Genomic DNA, 25,248 nt, shown 5'->3' with positions numbered 1-25,248 from the left:
TTTTTCTTATTTATTATTGTAACTATAGATATAGTTCCATTTCTACTTGTTCTAAAAACTCTTCGCCTCCAATTGATTTTAGGAATGAATTGATTCCAAAGTTCTGAGCATCGATATTAGTCACAAGAAATGTTTGTTTATTCCCTATCAGTTCTTCAACTAAATGCGTTGCTATACCTTTTCTTCTATAGCATTCTTTCACCCAAATTTGCAATATCTTATTATTACTTTTATCAATAATAATGTATCCCAAAGTTTGATTGTCTAAAACTGCTTTTCTAAGTAATAGTTTCGTTTCATTATTTTCTACACAAAACTCAGAATTCTGCCATGTAGGCAAAATATCTTTCTCGGCATAGTAAATTAAATATTCGTAAAAAGGGAGAGGTTTTATTTCAATTTCTGCAAAAGCAGGGTCTAGCTTACTATTAATTTTTGTAGCTCCTTTAATACAGTTTAAGTGGCGCCACTTTTTAAAACCAACTTTGCGATAAGCCTTCATGGCTGTTTCATTTGTAGCTATAACTTCTAAGGAGATTTTACTTATTTTAAAACTTCTAAATATGGGCATTGCATATTCATACATTTTATTGGTAAGCATATTACCTCTAAACTCAGGTAGTACTCCAGTTCCTGCATTATATAGTTTAGCATTCTTTTTACCGTGTAAGATAAAACCTACTAATTTTTTGTTAGTATATACCCCTATAGACTCACTTAATTGAATCCCCTCTGTTTTTATTTTCGCCTTTAAAGCTGCTTCATCTAAGTTCATAGGAACAAAATAATCAGTAAAAGATTGATTAAAAACATGAAGTAACTCATCAAGTGATACTCTGTTTAAAAATTTATATTGAAAATTATAGCTCATAAAACTCTTGAATCAATTTGTTAAAAATATCCTTGGAATACCCTTTTCTAGCATAATGCGAGTTAGTGCCACACCAAAGTGAGTTAAAAGTATGAATATTTTTCTGTTTTGCAAAAATTCTTATATTTTGTGTTAAAGAATTTTGAAAAGGATAAAAAGGAATAGTTAATTCAGAACTATCAATAGCTTCCATGAAGTCATTGACAATTCCTCTTGCCCATTTTCCTGAGTAGGCTCTTGTAAGCCTAGTCTCTAATGGTTTTCCACTATCTAGCAGCTCTTTTTGATACGGTATTGCATTACTTTCGACAGAAGGAATAAATATAGATCCAAACAATGCTAAACTAGCACCGTTTTCAATATATTCTCTAGCTGTTTTACCAGAGTATAGACCACCTGCAACTATTAAAGGACGGTTTATATTACAATCGAGAACTTGCTTAAAAAGTTCTTGAAGAGATAAATTGTCTTTATAGCTATCAGATAAAAAGCTACCTCTGTGCCCGCCTGCTTCAATTCCTTGCAATACAATTGCATCAATATTTGCTTCTTCTAAATATTTCGCCTCTTCTTTTGTAGTAGCGGTACCAATTAGAAATTTCCCATTCTGATGTAAATTTACCACTTCAGAAGGTCTTAGACAACCAAATGTAAAAGATATTATATTAATTTCATGTTTTTGAATGATATCTAACACAAATTCATAACTGTGAAGCCTAAAATCAGAAATATAGTCAAATGGTATATTCTGTTGCGAGCAGTATTGAGCTATAAAATCTTGCATCTTTTCAACTATTTTTAAATCTTGATCTACTACAGGGTTTAAAAATAGATTGACTGCAAAAGGTTTTTTAGTTAATGTTTTTGTTTTGGCAATTAGTTTGTCACACACTTCTGGAGCTAAACCTCCCAAAGGGAGTATTCCTAATCCACCAGCATTAGCAATTTCAGCTACCATTTCTGGTGTACTTATACCTAACATTGGAGCTTGCCCTATTAGATATTTAATTCCTAATATATCATTCAATTGTTTCATTGCTATAGTTCTAAATTCCCAATTGGATAATCTCCAAAATGATGTGATAGACTAACGGTTTTGTAAGTTAACTGTGAATACTTATTTGAGAATAAAAGAATACATACTTTATCATCAGCAAGGCGGATATAGGAAGAAGTATTGCCACGCCACCATCCGTTGTGGTAAGTGTAATTTCTATTATTACCCATGTCTATTAATCTGAATCCTAAGCCGTAATTTCTCACTCCTTTATTTTCAAAACTATACCCTTTAAACATTTGATCTTTGATTTCTTTGCTCAAAAAATTATCATTGTATAAAGCTGTATCTAATTTTAGAAAATCTCTTGGAGTTATATAAATGTTTTTATCCCCATAAGTACCATCCATATAATCCCAATGCATTGGTTGATAATTGCTTTTATAGGATTGGGTAACCAAATCCTTTTTGGACAAATCATCGAATACAAAGCTGTGTTTCATTTCCAGTGGCTCAAAGATTAGCTCTCTAACTACTAATTTGAATGGTTTGCGTTCAATTGCTTCCACTATTGAAGCTAAAACGACATAGTTTGTATTGCTATAAGCGAAGCGTGTATTAGGAGTGAAATCTAAATCAACTTGTCCAGATTTAATAACCTCAATAACGTCTTTGTTAGTAATAGGCTTGGTGAAGTCCCAAACATTATCATAATAACCGTAATATCTTAAACCACTTCTATGACTTAGTAGTGTGCGAATAGTTATTTCAGGATAAGGGAAGTCTTCTATTATTTCCGAAACACTTTGATCTAATGCTATTTTACCCTGATCTACTAATCTAAGTATAGTTACTGCTGTAATTACTTTTCCAGCAGAAGCAATGTGAATGGGTGTGTTTTCAGTAATTACTTCATTATTTCTTTTATTGGCAAACCCAGAATAATCCTCATAGAGAATCTGTCCATTCTTTGCCACTAAAAAGCTACCAGTATAGCCACTTTTCTTTATATTCTTAACATAGAAATCTTCGATATCTTGAGATTTCTCTAAGATATATTCAGGAGCAAGCTTATCAAATTGCATAGCATAATCGTTTTCTTCAATTATATTATGTTCTCTAATAATAGGCATATTAAGCGCTAAATCGCTTTCTTTTTTTTCTTGTTTGCAAGCGCAGAAGCACAGTGCTGTTAGTAATGGGATAATTAGTTTGTTTTTGTTAGTCATAATATATTTACATCAACAATATTTTCTTGACTATTAGGATATAATATTGTTTTTAAAATTAATGTTCTAGTTTAAATTAAGTTTGTTTTTTGTCGCCGGTAATAATCCATCTTTGTGCAATAGGACAGAGATAGACTTCAATCTCATATAAGGTACGCTCATGTATATATAACCATCATTACCTACACGCTCACTATTACCACCCCATGAGTTCTTAACCTTGTAATATGTATTCCCTTTTTGATCTTTTACTTTTCCTACTATGTGCATTAAATGATCGTCTTGTGTCTCAAAACTGTAAAATTCGTTCAAGCGCATTTCAGGAGTTACCTCTTTTTCTTCAACAATCTCCAGCAAACCTTTTTTTGCATCATCATTTGACTCTGGTATAAAAGCAATACCATTCTTACCAGAAAAAGTTGCTTCAGATACATCACAATCAAGGGAAAGACTATATCCTTTCTCTAACGCATTATCTATATTTTTAATATACTCATCTAAAGGTAAATTATATAAAGAACCATTAGAAAAATTATCAGGAATATTTAGTATAAATGGATTGTAATTTTTTTGGTCAGCAAACGAAGTAATTGTAAGATAATCATCAGGATTGATTGTAGTCATCTTTAAGAAAGATTGTGGCGTGTACTTTTTCCCTTCATAGGTAAATTCAGAAATATTCGCGCCCATATAGGTGTCAAGTACAAATTCAGAAATATCTTTCCACTTCATGGAAATAGGCTTTGTACCTTTGGCATAAGAGTCAATCAATGCTTGTAGTGTTTTGAACATTTCAGCATGATCATAATTTTCTTCTCCTTGTTTTCCAGAGTAAGCCTCTATAGGAACGATCCCATACTCTCTAATGCTGTTTATTACATCATGAGCAAGACCACCTTGTCCAAATTGTGCTTTACCTTGTCTTAGAATATAGTTTTCTATTTTCTTTGGATAGGTATTTCTGACTGTATACATTTCAGATAAGTCAATAAATTTCCCTGTTTTTCTGATAATTTCTGATTCTAGAAACGAAGAAGTACTAAAACTCCAGCAAGTACCAGTTTTCCCTTGACTAATTACAGGAGTTGCATCTAAATCGATAACTATTTTAAAATCATATTCTTGGGCATGAATATTAAGCGCAAAAAAAAGCAATGCGCTTGATATTATTAGTTTTTTCATGAGTTATAATGTTTTGGTTTTGCAATATAATGCAAAAAATAGGTTATTTTTACCCTAAATTCAAAAAGATTATGAGTAAGATACAATGGGAAACTGCTATCGAATTTGAAGACATTACTTATAAAAAATGTAATGGCGTAGCTCGTATAGCGTTTAATAGACCAGAAGTTCGCAATGCTTTTAGACCAAAAACGACAAGCGAATTATATCGTGCTTTTTACGATGCACAAGAAGATACCTCTATTGGAGTAGTATTGTTATCAGCTGAAGGACCTTCTCTAAAAGATGGAGTGTATTCATTTTGCAGTGGAGGAGATCAACGTGCAAGAGGACATCAAGGTTATGTAGGAGAAGATGGTATGCACCGTCTAAATATTTTAGAAGTGCAACGTTTAATCCGCTTTATGCCTAAGGTAGTTATAGCAGTTGTACCAGGTTGGGCAGTAGGAGGAGGACATAGTTTACACGTTGTATGTGATATGACTTTAGCAAGTAAAGAACATGCTATATTCAAACAAACTGACGCAGATGTTACCAGTTTTGACGGTGGATATGGATCAGCTTATTTAGCTAAAATGGTTGGTCAGAAAAAAGCACGTGAAATTTTCTTTTTAGGTAGAAACTATTCAGCTCAAGAAGCTTATGAAATGGGGATGGTTAATGCTGTCATTCCACATGATGAATTAGAAGATACAGCATATGAATGGGCTCAAGAAGTATTAGCTAAATCACCAACGTCAATCAAAATGTTGAAATTTGCAATGAATTTAACAGATGACGGAATGGTTGGTCAACAAGTATTTGCTGGAGAAGCAACCCGCTTGGCATATATGACTGAAGAAGCTATAGAAGGACGAAATGCTTTCTTAGAAAAGAGAAAACCAAACTTTCCTAAAAAATGGATTCCATAATAGATTAGAAAGTTATTGAAATTAATAGAGAAGGTTACTGTGTTTACAGTAACCTTTTTTATTTTCCTTGTTATACCTATCAGTGCATTTGTCGTTAATATTGTTTTTTACGCGTTTTAAATAGGTAGTAAGCCGTTTATACTTTAAAACGACATACTATGTTGTTTCGATAAATTTAGTCCTTTAGATCGTGATATTTTAATACTGCTTATTCTCTATCACTTACCTTGATTATTTCAATATAAAAATATCTATTTAGCCAGTTTAAATTTACAAGTACAAAAGCAACTTAAATCTAAAAATTGGAAAGTATATCCAATAACGTAACCAAACTTGATTGTGTTTGCTTTGCCATGTTAGCAGGGTGCTAGCATAATAATTCCATAATGTCTCCATTAATTTCCCTTGTTTTAATAGAGTCACTATGGACTCACCATGGAGGCATTGCGATTAATTCTGCCACAATACAGCTATTTTTATGCAAGTTATTATTCGTGATTGTATTTTAACTATAAGTCATGTCTTGAATGTTTTTATTTGAGTAATCACTACATCAGTTACTGAATAAAGCACTACCGAGTTAAGTTTTTTAATAGGATAATTTTAGAGCTATGGATATAGATCTATTGAGTAAGTAATATGTGATAAAAGTCAATTTTATAATAAGAAATTTAAAGGTTTTAAAGTAATAAATATCCTCGTCATTTTAGTGAAGTAGGAGCACTGATGAATGTAGTTTTCTTCTTTTTAAGGTTAGGTAAGTGTGCTTTGTTTTTAGGAGAGTAAGGCTTTTTTATAGCATAAAAATCATCATGTAAAAACATATACAAAATAAGTTAGGTGTTTTTATTTTCGGAAATTATCAAATAAGATTACTTTTTTTAATAAAATAATTAAGCTTAAAGTATTAAAAACTATATATAAAGTTTTACTTTAATTAAATTAACTAACTTACTGATTTTTAAATATTGTTATTTTAATGAATACCACTTATAACTTTTTGTTATGGGTTTAAAATGACATTATTTATAAGAAAAAGCATTAAAAATCATACTGTAACAATATTAAAGTATAGCTTTAAATAACGATACTTAATGTAATTTAATGGTATAAGAATATGATAGATAATATTAATTAATATAAATCAAAAGATTTAATAATAACCATTAACTTTACATCACTTATGAAAACAAAATAATGGCTACAATTTTTATTAGAAGAAGAAAATCATTTATAGATAGATTTAGAAATTATCAGATTTTTTTGGATGGTGAGAAAGTCGCATCTATTGCAAATGGAAATGAAATAAGCTTTAAAGTTTCTCCAGGTAAACACATTCTTAGTGCTAAAATAGATTGGAATACTTCCAATGCTATCGTATTTGAAATTAAAGAGGAACATAAAATATTATTTTCTGTTAATGGTTGTAATCCTTTATTAGCGGTTTATTACACCTTCTTATTTCCTCATAAATATTTGAGATTAAAGAAATTGAGATATATAGATTAAGTTCTAATGCCTAGTAGCTAACTTCATTAAAGTAATTATAGAATTACTAAGTTAATGACTAAATGGCCTAGCTATCAAAGTATTAAAAATGTTCTTTCTATTTCTACTATATTATTAAAAGAATATTTTGAATGCCAATTCGTATTTTCTCTTTAATTTTGGGCTTTTGCGCCAATAAAAAGGCTAAAAGCAATATTAAATTAAATGTTCATGACTAAAACAAAAGTATGGATAGAAGCTGCTAGATTGCGCACTCTACCATTGTCAATATCTGGAATTATAGTAGGGTCAGCGTGTGCTTATCCGTATTTTTCATCTAATGAGTCATTTATCTCTATTTTTTCTTTCGCGATATTAACCACATTGTTACTACAGATTTTATCCAATTTTGCCAATGATTATGGGGATGGGGTAAAAGGAACTGATAATGAAAACAGAGTAGGACCTCAACGTGCCGTACAAAGTGGTATTCTATCTGCTTCAGAAATGAAAAAAGGAGTAATTATAACTTCATTATTGTCTTTATTATCAGCCCTTATATTGATTTATATCTCCTTTGGGAGAGACAACTTTTTTACATCCTTATTCTTTTTAGTCTTAGGAATTGCATGCGTGGTTGCTGCTATTAAATATACAGTAGGCAAGGGAGCTTATGGATATAAAGGTCTAGGTGATTTATTTGTATTTATATTCTTTGGCTTAGTTAGTGTTTTAGGATCGTTTTATTTATATGGTCAATATTTTGACTATTGGGTTATACTTCCAGCGATAGCTATCGGAAACTTAAGTATTGCGGTATTGAATATCAATAATATGAGAGATTTAGACTCAGATAAAATGGTAGGTAAAAATACTTTAGCAGTTAAATTAGGTAGAGAAGGTGCTAAGAAATATCATTACTTCATTATCTTATTTGCTCTATTAGCTCTAATCGTTTATGGAATACATTCTAATTTTGAATTTTATCAGTATTTTTATATTTTAGGTTACATACCTTTAATCAAGCATTTGGCGTTTGTAAGTAAAAACAAAATACCAAAAGAGCTTGATACACAGATGAAAATAGTAGCGTTATCAACCTTCTTGATATCGGTACTATTCTCAATAGCTTTAGTATTATAATTATAAAAAAAGTAAATTATGAAGATTACATATTATGGGCATGCTTGTTTAGGCATTCAGATTGAAGACGTAAATATTGTAGTAGATCCATTTATTACTGGTAATCCTTTACCAGAAGCGAAAGCGATTGATATAGATGCTATTAAAGCAGATTATATTTTGCTTACTCATGCTCATGGTGATCATATTGCTGATGTAGAATTAATTGCTAAGAATAATCCAGAGGCTTTGATTGTATCAAATGCTGAAATAGCAGGATATTATGAAGCAAAAGGATATCAAACTCACCCTATGAATCACGGTGGAAGTTGGACATTTGATTTTGGTAAGTTGAAATATACACCAGCTATACATTCTAGTTCGTTTCCTGATGGTAGCTATGGAGGGCAACCAGGAGGTTTTGTAATTGAAAGTAAAAATAAAAATATTTATATCGCTGGAGATACTTCATTGACAATGGATATGAAGTTAATACCGCTATTTACAAAGCTTGATTTAGCTATTTTGCCTATAGGTAGTAATTTTACAATGGGTATAGATGAGGCTGTAATTGCATCTGATTTTGTAGAATGCGACAAAGTAATGGGATATCACTTTGATACTTTTGGATATATTGAGATTGATCATGAGGAAGCAAAACGCAAATTCTTTGAGAAAGGAAAAGATTTAATGTTGTTTGAAATAGGAGAATCTATTGTTTTATAGGTTATGAAAGCAGAATACAAAAAACATATTCTTGAATTTAAGCGACCTTCTGGAACTTCGAGAGGGGTAATGACAGAAAAAGAAACATGGTTGCTTAAAATTGAGAAAAACGGTAAAATAGGAATAGGAGAGTGCGGGATACTGCGCTCTCTTAGTTTTGATGATAGACCCAACTATGAAGAGAAGCTTAAGTGGGTTGTTGAAAATATTGAATTAGGAAAAGATGCTTTATGGGAAGCATTGAGAGATTGGCCATCTATTCAATTTGGAGTAGAGCAAGCCTTTTTGTCTTTGCATAGCGATAATCCTTTTGTTTTATTTCCATCTGCTTTTACAGATGGGAAAGAATCAATAGTTATTAATGGATTGATTTGGATGGGGGAGCCTGGCTTCATGAAAGAACAGATTGATGAGAAGTTAGCTACTGGATTTAAGTGCGTAAAACTAAAGATTGGAGCGATAGATTTTGAGAAAGAATTGGCTCTTTTGAGATATATTCGCTCACATTTTTCGGCTAATGATATTGAACTAAGAGTAGATGCAAATGGGGGATTTGAAAAAAGTAATGCTTTAGACAAGTTAAATCAATTAGTTGAATTTGAATTACATAGCATTGAACAACCTATCAAACAAAAGCAGCATGACAGTATGTCAGACCTGTGTTTAAAGACTCCTTTGCCTATTGCTCTGGATGAAGAACTGATAGGAGTGACTTCACTTGAAGGAAAGCTTGAAGTATTGGATAAAATCAAGCCACAATACATTATTTTAAAGCCAAGTTTAGTCGGTGGAATTAAGGGAAGCATGGAATGGATTAAGCTAGCTGAAGAGAGAAATATAGGATGGTGGATTACATCAGCGTTAGAAAGTAATATAGGGTTAAACGTGATTGCTCAATGGACATTTACATTGAATTCTACCTTGCCACAAGGACTAGGAACAGGAGCTTTATATACCAATAATTTTGAATCTCCTTTAGAAGTTCACAATGGCGCTCTACATTATAACCCAAATATAACTTGGGATTTTAATTTCTAGATTTAGTGTACATCATTTGCTATCACTAAGCAGCCTTAGATTATAAATGATAAAAGGTCGTAATATCACATTATTACGACCTTTTAATTTTAGAAATTATCCTAAATAGTAAACTATGAAATGCCTTATTGAACTTCCTCTATATCTTTACCACTATTAGAAATAGCTTTAATTCTAACCAATGTAATCAAGAATGCTAGCATAGCTAAGATAGCGATTGCTAAAGAAGTCCAGAAAAATTTATCACTTGCTTCAATAGGTTTGTGCTCACCTGGTATATTTAAGTAAATAATTTGGTGCCAAGCTGCTATATTTCCTTGGTAATGTTGGAATATATCAGGAACAATAGGTCCTGCTGGTTTATTAGCTAATAGTTGAGTCTGATCGTTAATGTATGCCACTATATTGCTAACATCAGCATCAGTAAAGTGAGGGTGGTCAGGCATAACTACTTGATTGTATTCATCAAATACTTTTTTAGCAGCCTCATCACCATCTTTAATCATTTGTTGTGAGTGACGTACAAAACTTATTATCCATTTAATATCATGGCGATCTTCAACGTTTTGTAAGTCTGGTCCTACAACTTTTTTTCCCACTGCGTGACACGCAGCACAATAGGTATTGAACAATGTTTTACCTTTCTCTACTTCGTCAGCCTTTACTGTATTGGTTAAGCTGAGCGTTAGAAGTAACAGAGTCCATATTTTAATAGTAAATACTTTCATTCCTATTTAATTTATTCTTTCATTAATCTATTGATGTCATTTATTAAGAGCTTTATTTCACTGCTCTCTGTGCCGTCATAATAACCTCTTATGTGATTATCTTTATCAATTAAGACAAGTTTCTCACTATGTATAAAATCATTAGGTCCTCCAGTTCCTTCAGTAGCAGTAATAAATAGCTGTTTGCGCGCATAGCGATATAACTCCTTTTTGTCACCAGTTAGCAATTGCCATTGATCTGGATTAATATTATTAACTTCTTGATAAGCTTTTAATATTTTTGGTGTGTCTACCTCTGGATTGACCGTTAATGAAACTAATCTTACCTCATCTTGGGCATCACTAAATGCTTCTTGAACTTCTTCTATACCTAAGATCATTGCTGGGCAAATAGTGGGGCATGTAGTAAAGAAAAAGTTTGCCACCCATATTCGTCCATCTACAAAATCATTAGTAACGGTTATACTATCTTGATTGATGAAGTTAAATTTGCCTACTGTAAAATCAGGTTTTGTATTCTGTATCTGAAAGTTTTCAGCATAATAAGGAACAGTCGCAACGTTTCTATCATACCATTTATAGGAAAGATAGATTGCTGAAGGTAAAATAACAGCTATCAAAAAGAATAGTCCCCAACCTTTTTTATTTAGTTTACTCATTATTAGTAGCCTTTAATTCTCTTCATTATTGTCTATAATATTCACAGGATTAGTATATTCAAACTTGCTTTTCACTGGTTGACTGTATTTGAATACATCTTTAAAAGCAGGTCCATAACTAATAACTACTATTATGATAGCTACAATTGTCCAAGGCACTAAATTGTCTAGAATAGCATATTTTTTCTCTACATGCACTTCTTCAGAAACAGGTAAATACAGTTCAGGTTCATTTACCTTCTTACTAAATAATGTTCTAAAGAAAGCTGTGAAATAGAGTAGAGCAGCTACCCCCATAATAATACCTCCAATCATAGTCATCGTACTTGTAGGTACCCATGCATTATTAAACATTTCACTTGCTGGATTAGTATAAGACATTCCCATATTCGTACGTCTTGGTTCTCCCATTAAACCACCAGACATTAAACCATGTGATAAAAGAGCAGTCCCAATCATCCATACATAAGGTACAATTGTTACAAATGTTTTGTATTTTAATTCTTTACCAGATATTTTGGTATACATATAAATGTTTAATCCTAAGATAGCAAGTAGTGTCGGACCAGCAACAGTCATATGAAAGTGACCTGGTACCCATCCTGTATTATGTACCATTTGATTTAGTGAATAAGAAGCATTTACTAATCCAGACAGTCCACCAAAAATAAATAGTATTAATCCACATATTAAGTAGCCAAATATGTATCGTTTAGAATTAAACCACGGCAATGCTACAAGCCAGTTAAGAATTCCTCTAGCACCATTCTTTCTACCTGCAAATTCTAGTGAAGCCCCAATATTAAAGGCAGTCATAAAACTTGGAATAGCCACCATAAAGGTTAGTATAGTCATCCACATTTTAGTACCTTGTCCTGTTATTGGTTCAGTAAACTGGTGGTGTACACCAATTGGCATAGATAGAATTAAGAAAAGTAAGAATGCTAATCTAGCAGCATTTCCAGAGTACAATTTACCACCAGCGACTTTTGGCAATATGGTATAAAAAGCAATATAGGCAGGTAATAACCAAAAGTAAACTAATGGATGCCCAAACATCCAGAAAAGCACTCTTGTCAATGCGACATTTAGCTCATCTGTCCATCCTGCAGACCATGGAATAAGCAGGACTAATACTTCGAATGCTACAGGCAAAGTACATAAAAACCACATCGTAAAATTTACCAATACGCCTAATACAGCTATTGGCATTTGTTGTTTGTTTTCTTTTCTCCATCTTCTAAAGGCGATTACCCATCCAAAATAGGCTAACCAACTTCCCACAATAATTAAAGCAGTACCTAAATAGAAGAAAGGAGAAGCTTTTAGTGGAGCATAAAAAGTATATAGTGCAGAAGCCTTACCTAATGCCATGACTATGACATCCATTAGCGTTCCTATGACCATTAACGTAATAGAACTTATGTAAGTCCATTTTGGAGGTTCTTGCTTCAAATAAAAGCCCATAATTACATGACCAAATATTACAGCAAAGAAGGTAGTTAATACAATAGCATTAATAATCCCATGCATTGTTAAACCTTGATAATAATTAATACCAGCAAAGGAATCTTGATGTAGAACTCCTGAGCGATACAATGTTTGCATAACACCATTATAGACACCTAAAATTAAGAGTACTACAGGCATTATAATTCCAATAAGAATCGTTGTTCTATATGATTTAGAAATCTTCATTTCTCAATTTTTATTTATTAGTTAAATTAGTTACGAGTACTTTCCCCATCATATTATGGTGACCTATACCACAATACTCATGACATACAATTCGATATGTACCGTAATCATCAAATTTGACAGTAACCTTATTTACTGCACCTGGTATAGCCATTATATTTGTGGCTTTTCGCTCTATATTAAACCCGTGTACGACGTCTTGAGAAGTTAAATAGAAATCTATTGTACTTCCTGGAGGGACAATGATCTCACCTGGATCAAAAGCCCACATTTTTGCCACTATGTATACCTCAAAATAGTCATCGTCTATTTGTTTGATTTCAGATTTTTGATATCCAGGATTATAAGGGATACAAGATGGTACGTCAATTTTTCTAGCATTCACATTATAGAGTAAAGCAAAAAAGAAGATTGCTAATACTCCTGCGCTCAAGAAAATTGCGCGTTTTTCGTATTTATCCATTTTTCATTATTTAATTAAAAACGTTCAACTTGAATGTTATAAATACTAAACCATACAAAACCGGCCAGTATTAGTAATAGAATTAAAAAAACTGTTGCACCTATCGGTTTAAAAGTTTTTTCTAATGGTAGTTTGTCTTTTTTCATGCTACTGTTAAATTGTTAATTATTATGTTCTGTAAAAGTAGTTTTAAGTATAAGTTGTACTATTTACATAATTAGGTCAATGATGTGAATATTTACTTATTTCGGTGTTTTTTATCTAGAATGAGTGTATTAGTTGGTTAAATAATAATATTTAATCTCTGTACTTTTTACAGTTAAAGTATTTGAAATCAGTATTTTTTAATTAAAACTACTGATGTTTATAGTTAAATTTTAAATTGTTAACATATAAGTAATAAGTACAATGTATCTGTATAATGACACCTTTAATACATTAAAAAACACAATTGATAGTAATCTTAAACATTGACTTATAACTAATTATTTACGCTATATTTTTATTCTTATAAATTAAATTAGATTTTAATGGTCTAGATCTTAACCTTGTTATTGAACAGTATAAAATTAAGTGTAAGACTACATAGTTTTCTATACCAGATTAAGGACTCTTGTATAGTCCAGATAGTTGAAAATAATTACTTCGTAAAAGCTAATTTTAACGCCATAACTTAGGATAACCCCTTCTAAAAAATTATCTTGTCAATTATTATTAATTAAAATTTAGAGAGCAAATGCTATTTAAGTTATTCTTCGTTTTTACTAAAATTGGGCTATTTACAATTGGAGGAGGATATGCTGTTATACCTTTAATAGAGAAAGATATTGTAGCACGTGAGTGGTTAGGACAAGATGAGTTCTACGAATTATTGGCTATAACAGAATCACTACCAGGAGTGTTTGCAACAAATATAGCTGCTTTAGTAGGCTTTAAAATATCGGGTATAAAGGGTGGGATACTTGCTGCATTAGGAACTATAATAGCCCCTTTTATTATTATATTATTAATTGCTATTTTTTTTAATCATTTCCAGGATAACCTATATGTTGAAAAGGCATTTAAAGCTTTAAGACCTGTAGTGGTTGCACTGATAGCTGCACCTTGCTATACTGCTATTAGAATTAATAAAATGACTTTAAAAACATTAGTTTTTCCTATTATAGCGCTTTTAGCAATGTGGTTAGGAGGGGTATCGCCAATTTGGGTAATTCTTGCTGGATGTTTTGGAGGAATACTATATCATCAAATAATTAAAAGTTAAGTAGTATGATTTTCTTAAAACTTTTTTGGGTATTTATTAAGATTGGGACATTTGGTTTTGGTGGAGGATATGCGATGCTATCCTTTATTCAGGAAGAAGTAGTTGATAAGAATCAATGGATTAGCAAAAGCGAGTTTACTGATTTAGTAGCGATTTCTCAAATGACACCTGGTCCAATAGGTATAAACTCTGCTACTTATGTTGGTTTTAGTGCATTAAGTAATCAAGGATATTCTCCAGCAGTATCTGTATTTGGTTCTATAATTGCGACTGTAGCCTTGTGTTTACCTTCTTTTTTAATGATATGTCTAATTTCGTATTTTTATTTAAAGTTTAGGTCTAATAGGTATTTTTCTTATGCATTAGCAGGTATTAAACCATTGAGTATAGCTCTGATCGCCTTAGCTGCTTTATCACTTACCAATAAAGATAATTTTACTGATTATTACAGTCCTATATTGTTTGTCTTGGCTCTGATAAGCTCAATAAGGTTTAAGGTTCACCCAATCTTAATACTTTTCGCAGCTGCAGTTATTGGTATTATCATATATTAGATATACCACAGAGCTTTTTCTAATGGATATCAAAACGAATTGTAATTGAGAAACTGATTGTAACATTGGAAACGTGTAGAGAAAAAAGACTTTATGAATAGGTAGCTCTATAATAGTGTTGTCCTCTATGTTATTGAAAAATTGGCAATAGATTGTTTGTCTAATTATTGTATATTTAGAATCTTAATCGATTATTTGATAAATATGAAGTATTATTCAGGAGTATTACCAGTTTTGTTATCTTTTTCTATATATGGAGGAGCTATTTCTTATGCTGGTAGTCCGTTAACTAAAGAAAATAACCTAATAGCAAACAGCAAGCCTACGGTAGACTATAAGGAAGTAATTCCACCAGAAGCATTTAAAAAACTGACAAGCCTTATTGATCAATATGCTGAAAAGACATTAGCAAAAGGCAATATTAATTCACTTGCTATTGCTATCTATAAGGACGGGAATATTTATCAAGAATATTATAGTAAAGACAGTGAGCATACTGAAGATATGCCTAGTGATAGCACTCTTTATGAGATAGCATCTATTTCAAAGGTATTTCTAGGCTCTTTATCGGCTAAAGCTGTTCTTGAGGGTAAGATCACTTTGACCGATGATATTAGAAAGTACCTTAAGGGCGATTTTTCAAATTTAGAATTTGAAGGGACACCAATTACTATTCAAAATTTGTTAACTCACTCACTGGGATTTAAAGAAAAGGCACCAAATAAACTAAATGAAATTTATCAAAAGGTAAGACAAGGATATTATGAGAATAAGTCTTTTGACTATGATATGACAGACTTATTACTAGAGTTAAATACAGTAGAGTTGAATAAAAAGCCTGGAACGATTTATGAGTATAACTCTGTAGGACCTGAACTTATGGCTTATATTTTAGAACAAGTATATCAAAAACCGTATAAAGAATTATTAGATAACTTTATAAATCAGCTTCATTTAAAAAACACTCATTTATATGAATATGAGAAGTATAAAGAAGATTTGATAATAAGTTATGATGAGAATGACAAAGTAGCTCCATTACTTAAAAATCCACTGATAGGAGGCTCACACGGAATGATTAGTTCATTACCTGATTTAGTTAAATTTATGCAGTTTTACTTAGAGAGTGATGATCCGTTAATTAAAGAAGCTACTCAACTGTTATTTGAAGATAAAGAAGATGGAGATGATAAAGGCTATTTATGGGATGTAGGGTATGGGCAAAGAGAAGGACACTATTTTGGAAAAACAGGAACTTCTAATGGCGTACAGAGTGGAATATTAATGTGCAGAGATTCAAGCTATGGTATGATTATCATTATGAATAATACTTCAGATGCTGCGGATGACAATTGGATAGAATTATACAATAAGATAGAAACAGCCCTAATTGTTCATAATAATCTGTAATTGGAAAGAAAAAAATAAGCAATTAAACTTCTTATTTAAAAAGTTTAATTGCTTATAATATTTTATATTAATTCTTTAAGTTTCTATTGGTTACTAATTGTTTTATAGCCGCCCATTGTCTTAAAGTAGTCTTTGCTTCTTGTGCTGGATATCCCAGTACAGTCTTACCCGCAGCCACATTTCCAGTCACGCCTGAACCTGCGCCCACAGTAGCTCCTTTGCCAATAGTCACGTGATCTTTTATAGATGCACTTCCACCAATTACAACAAAGTCTTCTAATATAACCGAACCTGCTAATCCACTATTGCCTGCCATTATGCAGAATTCACCTAATTCGCAATTGTGGCCTATCTGTACTAAATTGTCAATCTTGCATCCATCACCTATGATAGTTGCACTGAATTTTCCTCTATCAACACAAGAATTAGCACCTATCTCGACATGATTTCCTATCATTACGTTTCCTATCTGAGGAATTTTTACTAATCCAAATTCTGGAGAGGGGCAGAATCCAAAGCCATCTGCGCCAATTACAGCATTAGGATGCAAAATACAATTATGCCCTATATGACAACGTTCGCGAACAACTGCTCCTGACCATATAGTGGTATTATCACCAATAGTACAATCATCCAAAACAGTAGAATTAGGATACATTCTTACATTTTTACCTAGTACGACATTAGCTCCTACTACACAACCAGGACCAATCTTACTTCCTTCACCTATAATTGCGCTTTCATCTATAGAAGCCTTTTCACTAATATCTATTTTGAAACTTGGCATCTTTGGAGCAAAAAGGGTGAGTAGTCTCGCTAGTGCAATATCTACATTATCTACTTTTATAAAAGCTCTATCTATACCAGGTAGAATAGAAATATCGTTATTTACTATGGCTATGGAAGCTTGTGAGTCGTCCCATAATCGTTCATATTTTTTATGTCCTATGAAGGAGATTTGCCAATCTTTAGCTTTTTCTAATTGTTCTGCAGCTTTAATTTGTTTTGATGTATTGCCTATAACAATTCCATTCAGTACGTTGTTTAATTCATTTAGGGTATACGACTTCATAAATGTAAAAGTGGGGTTTTTAAGTTTTATTTAATTAAAACGCTCTAAATAAACAAATATTGCTATATTAAGATAGATTTATTTTATTTTTAACAATAATAATAGGGTATTAGATTAAAAAATTTAGTTTTTAATCTTTACTTATACACAAAATAAACTGATACATGCTAGATAGTCATTGTTATAGATGACTTGATATTCAATGGGATAAGGTTAAATTATAACTTTAAAAAATTGATAGGGAAGTTAAAACGCAGAGAAGCAGTAAATCCTTTAATTGGTCTGTAATTAGATTTATCTGCGATGGGAAAACCATAGCCTAAGTCTAGTTCTACAAAAGTTAAGAGGGTAACTCCTACTTTAGGTGTTAAGGTATATGGTGTAACTTCAGCTCTTCCAAATGCACCAATGAAATACATATCTGTATAATAGGCTAATGCTATTTCAGGGATTACTGTGTATTTATCTTGTACCCAAGTAAAATTAGCAGTTCCATCTATTTTGAAAACATTTGTAGGGGTAGCTGCCGTTGCATAATAAATACCTGTTTTCACAATGCTTCCTTTTTGATATTGATAACTTACTGATGGACCAAAAAGATGACTTTGGGCATGAAGTTTTGTGGTAAGACCAAGTAGTAGTAATAATGTTATTAGGATAATTCTCATAATGGGGTATTTAATATGTCTAAGCTGTTTGAAATACTTATTAATAGTATTGTAAGTAAAATTATACTATTCAGAGAACCTGTCTATCACTAATAATAGGGGTTTAATACTTACAACTTTTAATTTTTTAAAAAGCTCCATATTGTAACTAATGTTACTGTATATCATGTTTTTGAAAGCTAATTTTACAATTAGAATATAAAATATAAAGATATGTCACAAGAACATTTTTACCAGGTTAATGTCAAATGGAAGAATGGCAGAATAGGGGAGCTTTCTTCTCCTGTACTAGATCAAGTTATCGAATGTGCTACACCACCAGAGTTTAATGGAGGAGTCCCTAATATTTGGTCACCAGAGCATTTATATGCAGCTGCAATTAATAGCTGTTTTATGGCTACATTTTTAGCCATTGCTGAAAACTTTAAAATAGAGTTTGAACAGTTTGAATGTACTACTAACATCAAATTAGAACTTGTAGAACGCAAGTTTATAATCACGCAGGCAGAGATTCTTCCTAAAGTTAAGCTAAAGGATTTAGAGCAATCAGATAAGACTCTACGTGTCATAACTAAATCAAAAGAGAATTGTTTAGTGACGAATTCGATTAAGACTGAGATTATCGTTACTCCTGAAATTTATTGATTGACAGTTTAGCACCTATAACTAAGCATTTCTTTGAATAGTCCATTATTAGCCAAGCTTTATCCATTTTATAAAGTGTATATAAAGTAGTCCTTTATCAAAAATTTATAAAGGATATGAATACTATAAATGACGAAAACTTTCCTATTGTATTGGTTACTATAGCACCAGTGAAAGAAGGGGAGAATAGCGATAAATATTTTGATGACTACGCTGCTTTATTAAATCGAGAACAAAAGTTTGTAATGATTAATATATCTAATTCGCCAAATGTAAAAGAAACAAAAAGCAACAAAGAACATATTAAGAAAATGAACTTGTGGATGAAACGCCATAAAGAGAAACTTCACACGAATGTTCTTGCTATGATTCAGATTGAAACGGATGAAGTAAGAAGAGCGGAAGCAATAGCATTTAAAGATATATTCTTAAAGTATTGGGGACATGAGCTTATGATCGTTAGTAATTATGAAGAAGCTTTAGAAATAGCTAATAGTAGGCTAGGACGGGAGTAAAACAGGTAAGAGTAGTTGATTCAATTTTGTTAGTTAATAACTCTTCTTTTCCCTACAGAAAAACACATTAAGATAAAAGGTTAGCAGATATTCTGCTAACCTTTCTTATTTGCATTTAGTTTATGAGTGGTTAGGGAGCTTATTTTTGTATATGCTCTTAGTGAGATAAGTGATAATAAATAGAAATGATAAATGGTATTTAATCTGAATTGCTTATTATTGTCTGTACAAAAAGTATAGTAGGATTAAGAAACTATCTTTGATGACTAACGATATATATAGTTTCTTTACAAATAATATTAGATAATCAGTTATGGCTTTATTTATTACATTAGATAACGTTTATAAGCTTTACAATGTTGATACTAAAGAGAAAACAGATGGGATTATTGTCTTTCATCAATATAGTAGCGCTGCTGGTAACTATACAAAACACAACCGCTTGTTTGAAGGGTTATTACTAGGTTTTGTTTTGAAAGGATCTATGACAACACAAATTCACTTTTCAGATTACAAGGTAAATGTTGGTGATATTGCTGTTGTTCCACCACAAGTGATGATAGAAACAAAATCATTGAGTGAAGATGCAGAAGTATTATCCATAGGGCTCTCATTAGATTTTATATCAACATTCCCAGTATTAAGGGAGTTAGTAATGAATGAACAAATCCGCTGGCAGCCTATTATTAGATTGCAAGAAGAAGATTCATTATTGCAAATGGAGCTACTTACACTCATCGAGAAAGTGTATCACAAAAAAGAAGGTAGTAGTAAGGTCGAAATGCTTCGTCATTTGGTGATGGTCTTAATCAATATGATAGTCGAAAGCTATAAGGACAAGCCTGTCAATTCTATTCAGGCGAATAATCGTACGCACGAGATTATAGATGATTTTTACAGTCTAGTTTCTAAATATGCTCATATACATAGAGAGGTACAATTCTATGCAGATCAACTTCATTTAAGCTCACAATACCTATCCACTTTCTTAAGACAAAATACGGGTAAATCAACTCTTCAATGGATAGATCATATTCTTGTACTACATGCCAAAACATTGCTTAAGTCCTCTAAATTGACGATTAAAGAGATTAGCAATGAATTGAGTTTTAACGATACAAGCGTTTTTTGTCGATACTTTAAAAGAAATACAGGGGTTTCTCCCAAAGTGTTTAGAGAACAGGTTTTCGAATAATAGGCTAAGGTTTAGAAATAGTACGTAAAACCTATAAAACCGTCAATAGTTGAATTAATAGCTCTGTTTACTTTTATCCCATGAAAAAAACAGACAAAAAAGCAGCCGTTGGTTTTATATTTATAACCTTATTAATTGATATTACGGGCTGGGGAATTATTCTGCCAGTGGTTCCCAAACTTATAAGCGAACTTATTCACAGTGATATTAGTGAAGCAGCGAAATATGGTGGATGGCTAGGCTTTGCTTATGCCTTTACTCAATTCTTGTTTTCACCTATCGTAGGTAACTTGAGTGACAAATTTGGTAGGCGACCTATATTACTTTTCTCTTTGTTTGGTTTTACGATTGACTATGTTCTATTGGCTTTAGCCCCTACTATTACTTGGTTGTTTATTGGGCGTATTATTGCCGGATTTACAGGAGCTAGTATTTCTACTGCTAGTGCTTATATCGCTGATGTGTCCACAGATGAGAATAGAGCAAAAAACTTCGGTGTCATCGGAGCAGCATTTGGATTAGGTTTTATTATAGGACCTGTCTTAGGAGGAGTGCTTGGACATTATGGTTCTAGAGTACCTTTTTATGTAGCAGCTGTATTGTGTTTTCTTAATTTTCTGTACGGTTACTTTATCCTCCCAGAGAGTTTGGACAAATCAAAAAGAAGATCTTTTCAATGGAAACGAGCAAACCCAGTAGGGTCTTTTAAATTTTTGTTTAAACACCCAAAAATATCTAAGTTAGTTATAGCCCTAGCTTTAGTATATATAGGTCTTCATGCTGTACAAAGTAATTGGCATTTCTTTACTATGTACAAATTTAGCTGGACAGAAAGAACAGTTGGGATATCATTAGGGTTACTAGGTTTGCTGATTGGTTTAGTACAAGGCGTATTAATTAGATGGACAAACCCTATCTTAGGTGAGAAAAAGAGCATTTATATAGGTTTATTGTTTTATGCTTTTGGACTGCTATTATTTACGTTCGCTGATCAAGGATGGATGATGTTTGCATTTCTAATACCTTATTCACTTGGTGGTATTTGTGGTCCTTCACTTCAGTCGTTGATTAGTAAAAATGTACCTTCAGATCAGCAAGGAGAATTACAGGGAGCACTGACAAGTTTGATAAGTGTTACCTCTATCATGGGCCCCCCAGTTATGACTAGTTTATTCTATTATTTCACACACGACAGTGCACCTTTTGAGTTTTCAGGCGCCCCATTCTTTTTGGCATCTATACTTATATTTATCAGCTCAATAGTGATTTATCTAAGCTTTAAAAGGGATAAGGTTTAATAAAGCATCGTTTAATATTATAACAAAATAACCATTTGATTATCTTATGGTTGTTTTGTTTTTATAGACAGGCTTAGTGAGAGTGCCGAGTTCTGTATTATTTACATGCGATTAAATGACAATCTACTGGAGAACGAGCTTCTGCATTGGCTACATGTTCGATTTATCTTATATATAGCAATATTACTCTTCCTAATGCACAATGAATTATAGTAGAATAAAATATTTTGTAGCAGTAAATAATTAATAATTAATGAGATGGATACATGGGCTTTAATCTTGACTACAGATAATAGCACTTAATAACCAATCTATATTAACTTTCTTAGAGGCTAAAGTTTAAGTTAATCTGACTTTCAATATTTTAGAATATCCTATATCTACAAAGAAAGAAAAACTACAATAGGGTCTAAGTATATAGAGGGATTTAATAAATTGATTGTGCTAAAATATTAAGCATTGACTACATTTCTTAATACTGTTTTTATGGATACATTTACGATTATTAACTAAGAGGACAATACAATGATAAAATATGGTTATATGATTATGTATGTTGCAGATGTCGAGACTACAGTAAAGTTTTATGAACAGGCATTTGGTTTTAAGAGGAAATTCATAACACCAGAAGAGGATTATGGCAAATTAGTATCAGGTGAAACTACAATTGCGTTTGCTCATTTAGATTTAGCAACAAGTAATTTATCGAGAGGGTATAAACAAATGGATAGTGATATACCTTTTGGGATAGAGTTAGGTTTTGTTGTGGAAGATGTAGCTACAGTAATGGAACAAGTGGTACTAGCTGGTGGAAAGATATATGAAGAGCAAAAAGTGAAACTGTGGGGACAGACAGTAGGCTATGTTTTAGACAATAATGGCTTTCTTATAGAACTGTGTACATCGATATAAAAGTATCTGAAAGGGCTAAAACTGTTTCTTATGAATTTATAAGTGACTTATAGTTTGGTTTAATAAAGGAATATTCACATTTCTTAATTCTATTTATTAGTGAAGCTATGTAAAAGTAATTTGTGGATTTAGGCTAGGGGATTATACCCTTTAATAAAAAGAGAGTAAAATACTACTAACCAAAGCTAAGGGAAGAGTACTACTATCATTTATTAAAGACTTAGTCTTTTAGACATTCCGGCACTAAAACATGACAGTAAACTTAGGTAACAGTTTCAATATATTGCGTTTACAACTACAATAAACCATAGAATAATAAAACCACTGATCGCCATCAGTGGTTTTTGATTGTTATTTTATTCGTATTAATTCTACTCTTCTGTTCTTTGCTTTATTAATCTCTGAATCATTAGCTACTAATGGATTATCAGCACCAAGTCCTTTAGCAACTAAGCGGTTTTTATCAATATTTTGACTGATTAAAGCAGTCATCACAGCATTTGCACGTTCGGAAGAAAGTTTTTTATTATGACTCGCCTCACCAGTGTTGTCTGTATGTCCTTCAATAGAAATTCTTAAAGAGTTATCTTTCTTTAGCGCACTAGCTATCTCAGAGATTACTTCATTCCCTTCTTTAGTTAACGAAGACTTGTCTGTATCAAAGTTGATATATAGAATAGACTTGCCTTTTTCTGTTAAGTCTTTTACTATTTCATCTGCACTGATCTTAGCAATGGTCTGTTGCAGAGCTTCTTCTTGTAAGATATTAAGTTTACCACCAGCATTATTAGCTGTATATTGTATATAAATATTACCTTGATTACGAGTTCTTATCACATACATTTTAATTACTTCATCTACATATCCTATATCTCCATCAGCTCCCTTGTTAGGATCTTGTTTATTATAGCGATTATATTCTTCTTCGGTAATTTCACCATCATATACTTTAACTGCTCCAATAGAAATCAAATATTCTTCTAAGCTTTTCTCAAAATAGCGTTGAGAGAATTCTTCGCCTGCCTCAGCAGTTACATTTACTTTATATAGTTTTCCTTCAACAGGAGTCATTATACCATCAATGGGGAAGTAACATACATCAAAATTCTTTTGTAAAGGCTTATTCATTTCTTGTAACCCTTTCGGCAGAGTAAAGAATGGAAATGCGCCTATTTCAGCTTCACTGTAAGGAACATCTTCCATCTTAAAGCTTGTAGATTCGTCTGCAGATTTTTCAATCTTAGTAGAACTTTGTTCGATAGGGGGATTAGTAATGTCAGTTTCTTTATTCTTTTGATTACAAGCCATTACGATTAAAGTACTTGCTAGTAAAACAGTTGTTTTTTTCATGTTTTATTCAATTTGATATGGTTATTGTTGTTTTGCCTTTTTATGACTGTACTAAATTCGATAAAAAAACATTATATATTACAAATAGAGAATAAAATAAAGTAAAAGAAGTCTATAATTAATAGTTTATAGGGGTTATATCACAAGGAATTGAGGAAACAAATAGGAAGTATTGCATACTTATTTTTCTTAAATACAATCCCTTTTATCTATTTATATTATTGCCTCTATGAACATTAAAGTCCTAGACAATAGCTCTTTAATTTTAGCATACGTCTTTATTGATTTCTTAATAATTTATATATTTGTTTAACTGGTGAGGGACTTAAACCTTGTTTTAAGAGCATCCCGCACCCCCCGAGAGGTAAACTAATTATGTTGGTTTACCTCTTTGTTATTTTAGGCAGTACTGCTTCTTTATTATCCTGAGTTATAACGATGTTGCCCAATGTGCTAGCATTCACTTATAATATTTATTTACCTATGAGTAGTTCGATTTAATGTATCAGTATTTTATTAGTCTATCATCAAGAGTAGAAACACTAATCGACAGCGCCATAGCTAAAGTATATGTATTAAATAGGGAGTAGTTACAATTAGTTTAGCCCTTTGTATATCTGTGTTTGTTCTTTTTTGTTACTTTTAGCAATCACAAAAGAATTTAAACACAATGTTAGATATTAATTTTAAAGTATTTCCCATATTAGAGACAGAACGATTAATCCTAAGAGCGACTGACTTAGGAGATGCAGAACAAATCTTTGCGATGCGTTCTAGTGCTGATGTCATGAAGTATATTCCTAGACCACTCTCTACAACTGTGGATGAAGCAATAGCATATATTAATTCGCTAAATGAGCGAATGGCAGAAAAGGAGTGTATCAATTGGTCGATTACACTAAAAGACAGTGGACAGATGATAGGGACAATTGGTTTCTATCGCATGAAACTAGAGCATTATAGAGCTGAGGCAGGCTATATGTTATTGCCAGAATATCAAGGTAAAGGTTATGTACCTGAGGCATTGAATGGCTTACTAGACTTCGGATTTAAACAAATGGGATTATATTCTGTAGAAGCTTTGATTGACCCTGAGAATTATGGCTCAATGAAAGTACTTGAGAAGTGTGGTTTTGTCAAAGAAGCTCACTTTAAGGAAAATGAGTTCTATAATGGTAAATTCATTGATACTGCGGTTTATTCTAAACTTGCAAAATAAATAAGATATTGAACTAAAAGAAAACCGATAGTGT

Annotated in this window: 25 protein-coding genes; 14 read left to right on the top strand and 11 right to left on the bottom strand. The window is 31.9% G+C overall.

Annotation, left to right across the window (positions count from 1 at the left end; genetic code table 11):
• Window positions 1-22: 22 nt before the first annotated feature.
• From RH98_RS05440 to RH98_RS05425, 4 genes are all read right to left on the bottom strand, one after another.
• Window positions 23-871: a GNAT family N-acetyltransferase gene (locus RH98_RS05440; RefSeq protein ID WP_010251384.1), complete on the bottom strand. Its 849-nt coding sequence runs from the start codon at window positions 869-871 to the stop codon at window positions 23-25.
• A complete protein-coding gene (locus RH98_RS05435) occupies window positions 861-1,907 on the bottom strand; it encodes an NAD(P)H-dependent flavin oxidoreductase (protein WP_010251383.1) in 1,047 nt (348 codons plus the stop codon). Before RH98_RS05435 ends, RH98_RS05440 begins: the two co-directional genes overlap by 11 nt.
• A 2-nt stretch (window positions 1,908-1,909) precedes the next feature.
• A complete protein-coding gene (locus RH98_RS05430) occupies window positions 1,910-3,097 on the bottom strand; it encodes a serine hydrolase domain-containing protein (RefSeq protein ID WP_010251381.1) in 1,188 nt (395 codons plus the stop codon).
• 66 nt (window positions 3,098-3,163) lie between these two features.
• Window positions 3,164-4,279, bottom strand: a complete 1,116-nt coding sequence (locus RH98_RS05425; RefSeq protein ID WP_010251379.1) for a C1 family peptidase — start codon at window positions 4,277-4,279, stop codon at window positions 3,164-3,166.
• A gap of 71 nt (window positions 4,280-4,350) precedes the next feature.
• Between RH98_RS05425 and RH98_RS05420 the strand changes: the two genes are divergently transcribed.
• The 5 genes from RH98_RS05420 to RH98_RS05400 all read left to right on the top strand — a co-directional run bounded on the left by RH98_RS05420 (window position 4,351) and on the right by RH98_RS05400 (window position 9,564).
• Window positions 4,351-5,190 carry a 1,4-dihydroxy-2-naphthoyl-CoA synthase gene (locus RH98_RS05420; protein ID WP_010251377.1) on the top strand — a complete coding sequence of 280 codons (840 nt, stop codon included), beginning with the start codon at window positions 4,351-4,353 and terminating at the stop codon, window positions 5,188-5,190.
• Between the two features lie 1,197 nt (window positions 5,191-6,387).
• Entirely contained in the window at window positions 6,388-6,699 is a 312-nt protein-coding gene (locus RH98_RS05415; protein ID WP_010251374.1) for a hypothetical protein, read from the top strand.
• Between the two features lie 210 nt (window positions 6,700-6,909).
• Complete coding sequence (locus RH98_RS05410) at window positions 6,910-7,821, top strand: 1,4-dihydroxy-2-naphthoate polyprenyltransferase (RefSeq protein WP_010251372.1); 912 nt, start codon at window positions 6,910-6,912, stop codon at window positions 7,819-7,821.
• A gap of 18 nt (window positions 7,822-7,839) precedes the next feature.
• Window positions 7,840-8,526, top strand: a complete 687-nt coding sequence (locus tag RH98_RS05405) for a metal-dependent hydrolase (RefSeq protein WP_010251370.1) — start codon at window positions 7,840-7,842, stop codon at window positions 8,524-8,526.
• Window positions 8,527-8,529: 3 nt separating this feature from the next.
• A complete protein-coding gene (locus RH98_RS05400; protein WP_010251368.1) occupies window positions 8,530-9,564 on the top strand; it encodes an o-succinylbenzoate synthase in 1,035 nt (344 codons plus the stop codon).
• Between the two features lie 125 nt (window positions 9,565-9,689).
• Here RH98_RS05400 and RH98_RS05395 read toward each other — a convergent pair whose 3' ends face one another.
• Genes RH98_RS05395 through RH98_RS05380 form a run of 4 tightly spaced genes read right to left on the bottom strand, consistent with a single transcriptional unit; the run spans window position 9,690 to window position 13,112 of the window.
• Window positions 9,690-10,292 (bottom strand): c-type cytochrome, encoded by a 603-nt coding sequence (locus RH98_RS05395; RefSeq protein WP_010251367.1) that lies wholly within the window; start codon window positions 10,290-10,292, stop codon window positions 9,690-9,692.
• Window positions 10,293-10,303: 11 nt separating this feature from the next.
• On the bottom strand, window positions 10,304-10,951 hold the full coding sequence (locus RH98_RS05390) for an SCO family protein (protein ID WP_010251365.1): 648 nt from the start codon (window positions 10,949-10,951) through the stop codon (window positions 10,304-10,306).
• Between the two features lie 12 nt (window positions 10,952-10,963).
• Window positions 10,964-12,649, bottom strand: a complete 1,686-nt coding sequence (locus RH98_RS05385) for a cbb3-type cytochrome c oxidase subunit I (RefSeq protein WP_026038754.1) — start codon at window positions 12,647-12,649, stop codon at window positions 10,964-10,966.
• Window positions 12,650-12,659: 10 nt separating this feature from the next.
• Window positions 12,660-13,112: a cytochrome c oxidase subunit II gene (locus RH98_RS05380; protein WP_010251361.1), complete on the bottom strand. Its 453-nt coding sequence runs from the start codon at window positions 13,110-13,112 to the stop codon at window positions 12,660-12,662.
• Between the two features lie 736 nt (window positions 13,113-13,848).
• Here RH98_RS05380 and RH98_RS05375 point away from each other — a divergent pair.
• The 3 genes from RH98_RS05375 (at window position 13,849) to RH98_RS05365 (ending at window position 16,340) form a co-directional block, all read left to right on the top strand.
• Window positions 13,849-14,376 carry a chromate transporter gene (locus RH98_RS05375; RefSeq protein ID WP_010251359.1) on the top strand — a complete coding sequence of 176 codons (528 nt, stop codon included), beginning with the start codon at window positions 13,849-13,851 and terminating at the stop codon, window positions 14,374-14,376.
• Between the two features lie 5 nt (window positions 14,377-14,381).
• On the top strand, window positions 14,382-14,930 hold the full coding sequence (locus RH98_RS05370) for a chromate transporter (RefSeq protein ID WP_010251357.1): 549 nt from the start codon (window positions 14,382-14,384) through the stop codon (window positions 14,928-14,930).
• A gap of 204 nt (window positions 14,931-15,134) precedes the next feature.
• Window positions 15,135-16,340, top strand: a complete 1,206-nt coding sequence (locus tag RH98_RS05365) for a serine hydrolase domain-containing protein (protein ID WP_010251355.1) — start codon at window positions 15,135-15,137, stop codon at window positions 16,338-16,340.
• A gap of 67 nt (window positions 16,341-16,407) precedes the next feature.
• On the opposite strand, the gene lpxD is transcribed toward RH98_RS05365, so the two are convergent.
• Both lpxD and RH98_RS05355 read right to left on the bottom strand, forming a co-directional pair.
• Window positions 16,408-17,412 carry a UDP-3-O-(3-hydroxymyristoyl)glucosamine N-acyltransferase gene (gene lpxD, locus RH98_RS05360; RefSeq protein ID WP_010251353.1) on the bottom strand — a complete coding sequence of 335 codons (1,005 nt, stop codon included), beginning with the start codon at window positions 17,410-17,412 and terminating at the stop codon, window positions 16,408-16,410.
• Between the two features lie 218 nt (window positions 17,413-17,630).
• Window positions 17,631-18,080 carry a hypothetical protein gene (locus RH98_RS05355; protein WP_010251352.1) on the bottom strand — a complete coding sequence of 150 codons (450 nt, stop codon included), beginning with the start codon at window positions 18,078-18,080 and terminating at the stop codon, window positions 17,631-17,633.
• Between the two features lie 213 nt (window positions 18,081-18,293).
• Here RH98_RS05355 and RH98_RS05350 point away from each other — a divergent pair, with 213 nt between their 5' ends.
• The 5 genes from RH98_RS05350 to RH98_RS05330 all read left to right on the top strand — a co-directional run bounded on the left by RH98_RS05350 (window position 18,294) and on the right by RH98_RS05330 (window position 22,645).
• A complete protein-coding gene (locus tag RH98_RS05350; protein WP_010251350.1) occupies window positions 18,294-18,725 on the top strand; it encodes an OsmC family protein in 432 nt (143 codons plus the stop codon).
• Window positions 18,726-18,841: 116 nt separating this feature from the next.
• The gene (locus RH98_RS05345) at window positions 18,842-19,240 is read left to right on the top strand and encodes a hypothetical protein (RefSeq protein WP_010251349.1); all 399 of its coding nucleotides are present in this window, start codon (window positions 18,842-18,844) and stop codon (window positions 19,238-19,240) included.
• 313 nt (window positions 19,241-19,553) lie between these two features.
• Window positions 19,554-20,435, top strand: coding sequence for an AraC family transcriptional regulator (locus RH98_RS05340; RefSeq protein ID WP_010251347.1), 882 nt, complete (start codon window positions 19,554-19,556; stop codon window positions 20,433-20,435).
• 80 nt (window positions 20,436-20,515) lie between these two features.
• Window positions 20,516-21,733: a TCR/Tet family MFS transporter gene (locus RH98_RS05335; RefSeq protein WP_010251345.1), complete on the top strand. Its 1,218-nt coding sequence runs from the start codon at window positions 20,516-20,518 to the stop codon at window positions 21,731-21,733.
• 549 nt (window positions 21,734-22,282) lie between these two features.
• A complete protein-coding gene (locus RH98_RS05330; RefSeq protein WP_081498615.1) occupies window positions 22,283-22,645 on the top strand; it encodes a VOC family protein in 363 nt (120 codons plus the stop codon).
• A gap of 351 nt (window positions 22,646-22,996) precedes the next feature.
• Here the strand turns inward: RH98_RS05330 and RH98_RS05325 are convergent, their stop codons facing one another.
• Window positions 22,997-23,995 (bottom strand): OmpA family protein, encoded by a 999-nt coding sequence (locus tag RH98_RS05325; RefSeq protein ID WP_010251341.1) that lies wholly within the window; start codon window positions 23,993-23,995, stop codon window positions 22,997-22,999.
• A gap of 670 nt (window positions 23,996-24,665) precedes the next feature.
• Between RH98_RS05325 and RH98_RS05320 the strand changes: the two genes are divergently transcribed.
• A complete protein-coding gene (locus tag RH98_RS05320) occupies window positions 24,666-25,214 on the top strand; it encodes a GNAT family N-acetyltransferase (protein ID WP_010251339.1) in 549 nt (182 codons plus the stop codon).
• The last annotated feature ends 34 nt before the right edge of the window (window positions 25,215-25,248 follow it).

The organism is Myroides injenensis M09-0166, assembly GCF_000246945.1.
Lineage (GTDB): Bacteria > Bacteroidota > Bacteroidia > Flavobacteriales > Flavobacteriaceae > Flavobacterium > Flavobacterium injenense.
The sequence above is the reverse complement of the archived record's forward strand: the minus strand, read 5'-3'. Positions and strand labels throughout refer to the sequence as shown.

Coding starts and splice junctions, on each gene's coding strand:
- RH98_RS05400 (WP_010251368.1), top strand. CDS start 8,530: ATGAAAGCAGAATACAAAAAACATATTCTTGAATTTAAGCGACCTTCT.
- RH98_RS05390 (WP_010251365.1), bottom strand. CDS start 10,951: ATGAGTAAACTAAATAAAAAAGGTTGGGGACTATTCTTTTTGATAGCT.
- RH98_RS05375 (WP_010251359.1), top strand. CDS start 13,849: ATGCTATTTAAGTTATTCTTCGTTTTTACTAAAATTGGGCTATTTACA.
- RH98_RS05420 (WP_010251377.1), top strand. CDS start 4,351: ATGAGTAAGATACAATGGGAAACTGCTATCGAATTTGAAGACATTACT.
- RH98_RS05365 (WP_010251355.1), top strand. CDS start 15,135: ATGAAGTATTATTCAGGAGTATTACCAGTTTTGTTATCTTTTTCTATA.
- RH98_RS05345 (WP_010251349.1), top strand. CDS start 18,842: ATGAATACTATAAATGACGAAAACTTTCCTATTGTATTGGTTACTATA.
- RH98_RS05415 (WP_010251374.1), top strand. CDS start 6,388: ATGGCTACAATTTTTATTAGAAGAAGAAAATCATTTATAGATAGATTT.
- RH98_RS05370 (WP_010251357.1), top strand. CDS start 14,382: ATGATTTTCTTAAAACTTTTTTGGGTATTTATTAAGATTGGGACATTT.
- RH98_RS05395 (WP_010251367.1), bottom strand. CDS start 10,292: ATGAAAGTATTTACTATTAAAATATGGACTCTGTTACTTCTAACGCTC.
- RH98_RS05330 (WP_081498615.1), top strand. CDS start 22,283: ATGTATGTTGCAGATGTCGAGACTACAGTAAAGTTTTATGAACAGGCA.
- RH98_RS05335 (WP_010251345.1), top strand. CDS start 20,516: ATGAAAAAAACAGACAAAAAAGCAGCCGTTGGTTTTATATTTATAACC.
- RH98_RS05350 (WP_010251350.1), top strand. CDS start 18,294: ATGTCACAAGAACATTTTTACCAGGTTAATGTCAAATGGAAGAATGGC.
- RH98_RS05340 (WP_010251347.1), top strand. CDS start 19,554: ATGGCTTTATTTATTACATTAGATAACGTTTATAAGCTTTACAATGTT.
- RH98_RS05430 (WP_010251381.1), bottom strand. CDS start 3,097: ATGACTAACAAAAACAAACTAATTATCCCATTACTAACAGCACTGTGC.
- RH98_RS05325 (WP_010251341.1), bottom strand. CDS start 23,995: ATGAAAAAAACAACTGTTTTACTAGCAAGTACTTTAATCGTAATGGCT.
- RH98_RS05435 (WP_010251383.1), bottom strand. CDS start 1,907: ATGAAACAATTGAATGATATATTAGGAATTAAATATCTAATAGGGCAA.
- RH98_RS05440 (WP_010251384.1), bottom strand. CDS start 871: ATGAGCTATAATTTTCAATATAAATTTTTAAACAGAGTATCACTTGAT.
- RH98_RS05385 (WP_026038754.1), bottom strand. CDS start 12,649: ATGAAGATTTCTAAATCATATAGAACAACGATTCTTATTGGAATTATA.
- RH98_RS05405 (WP_010251370.1), top strand. CDS start 7,840: ATGAAGATTACATATTATGGGCATGCTTGTTTAGGCATTCAGATTGAA.
- RH98_RS05410 (WP_010251372.1), top strand. CDS start 6,910: ATGACTAAAACAAAAGTATGGATAGAAGCTGCTAGATTGCGCACTCTA.
- RH98_RS05425 (WP_010251379.1), bottom strand. CDS start 4,279: ATGAAAAAACTAATAATATCAAGCGCATTGCTTTTTTTTGCGCTTAAT.
- RH98_RS05380 (WP_010251361.1), bottom strand. CDS start 13,112: ATGGATAAATACGAAAAACGCGCAATTTTCTTGAGCGCAGGAGTATTA.
- RH98_RS05320 (WP_010251339.1), top strand. CDS start 24,666: ATGTTAGATATTAATTTTAAAGTATTTCCCATATTAGAGACAGAACGA.
- lpxD (WP_010251353.1), bottom strand. CDS start 17,412: ATGAAGTCGTATACCCTAAATGAATTAAACAACGTACTGAATGGAATT.
- RH98_RS05355 (WP_010251352.1), bottom strand. CDS start 18,080: ATGAGAATTATCCTAATAACATTATTACTACTACTTGGTCTTACCACA.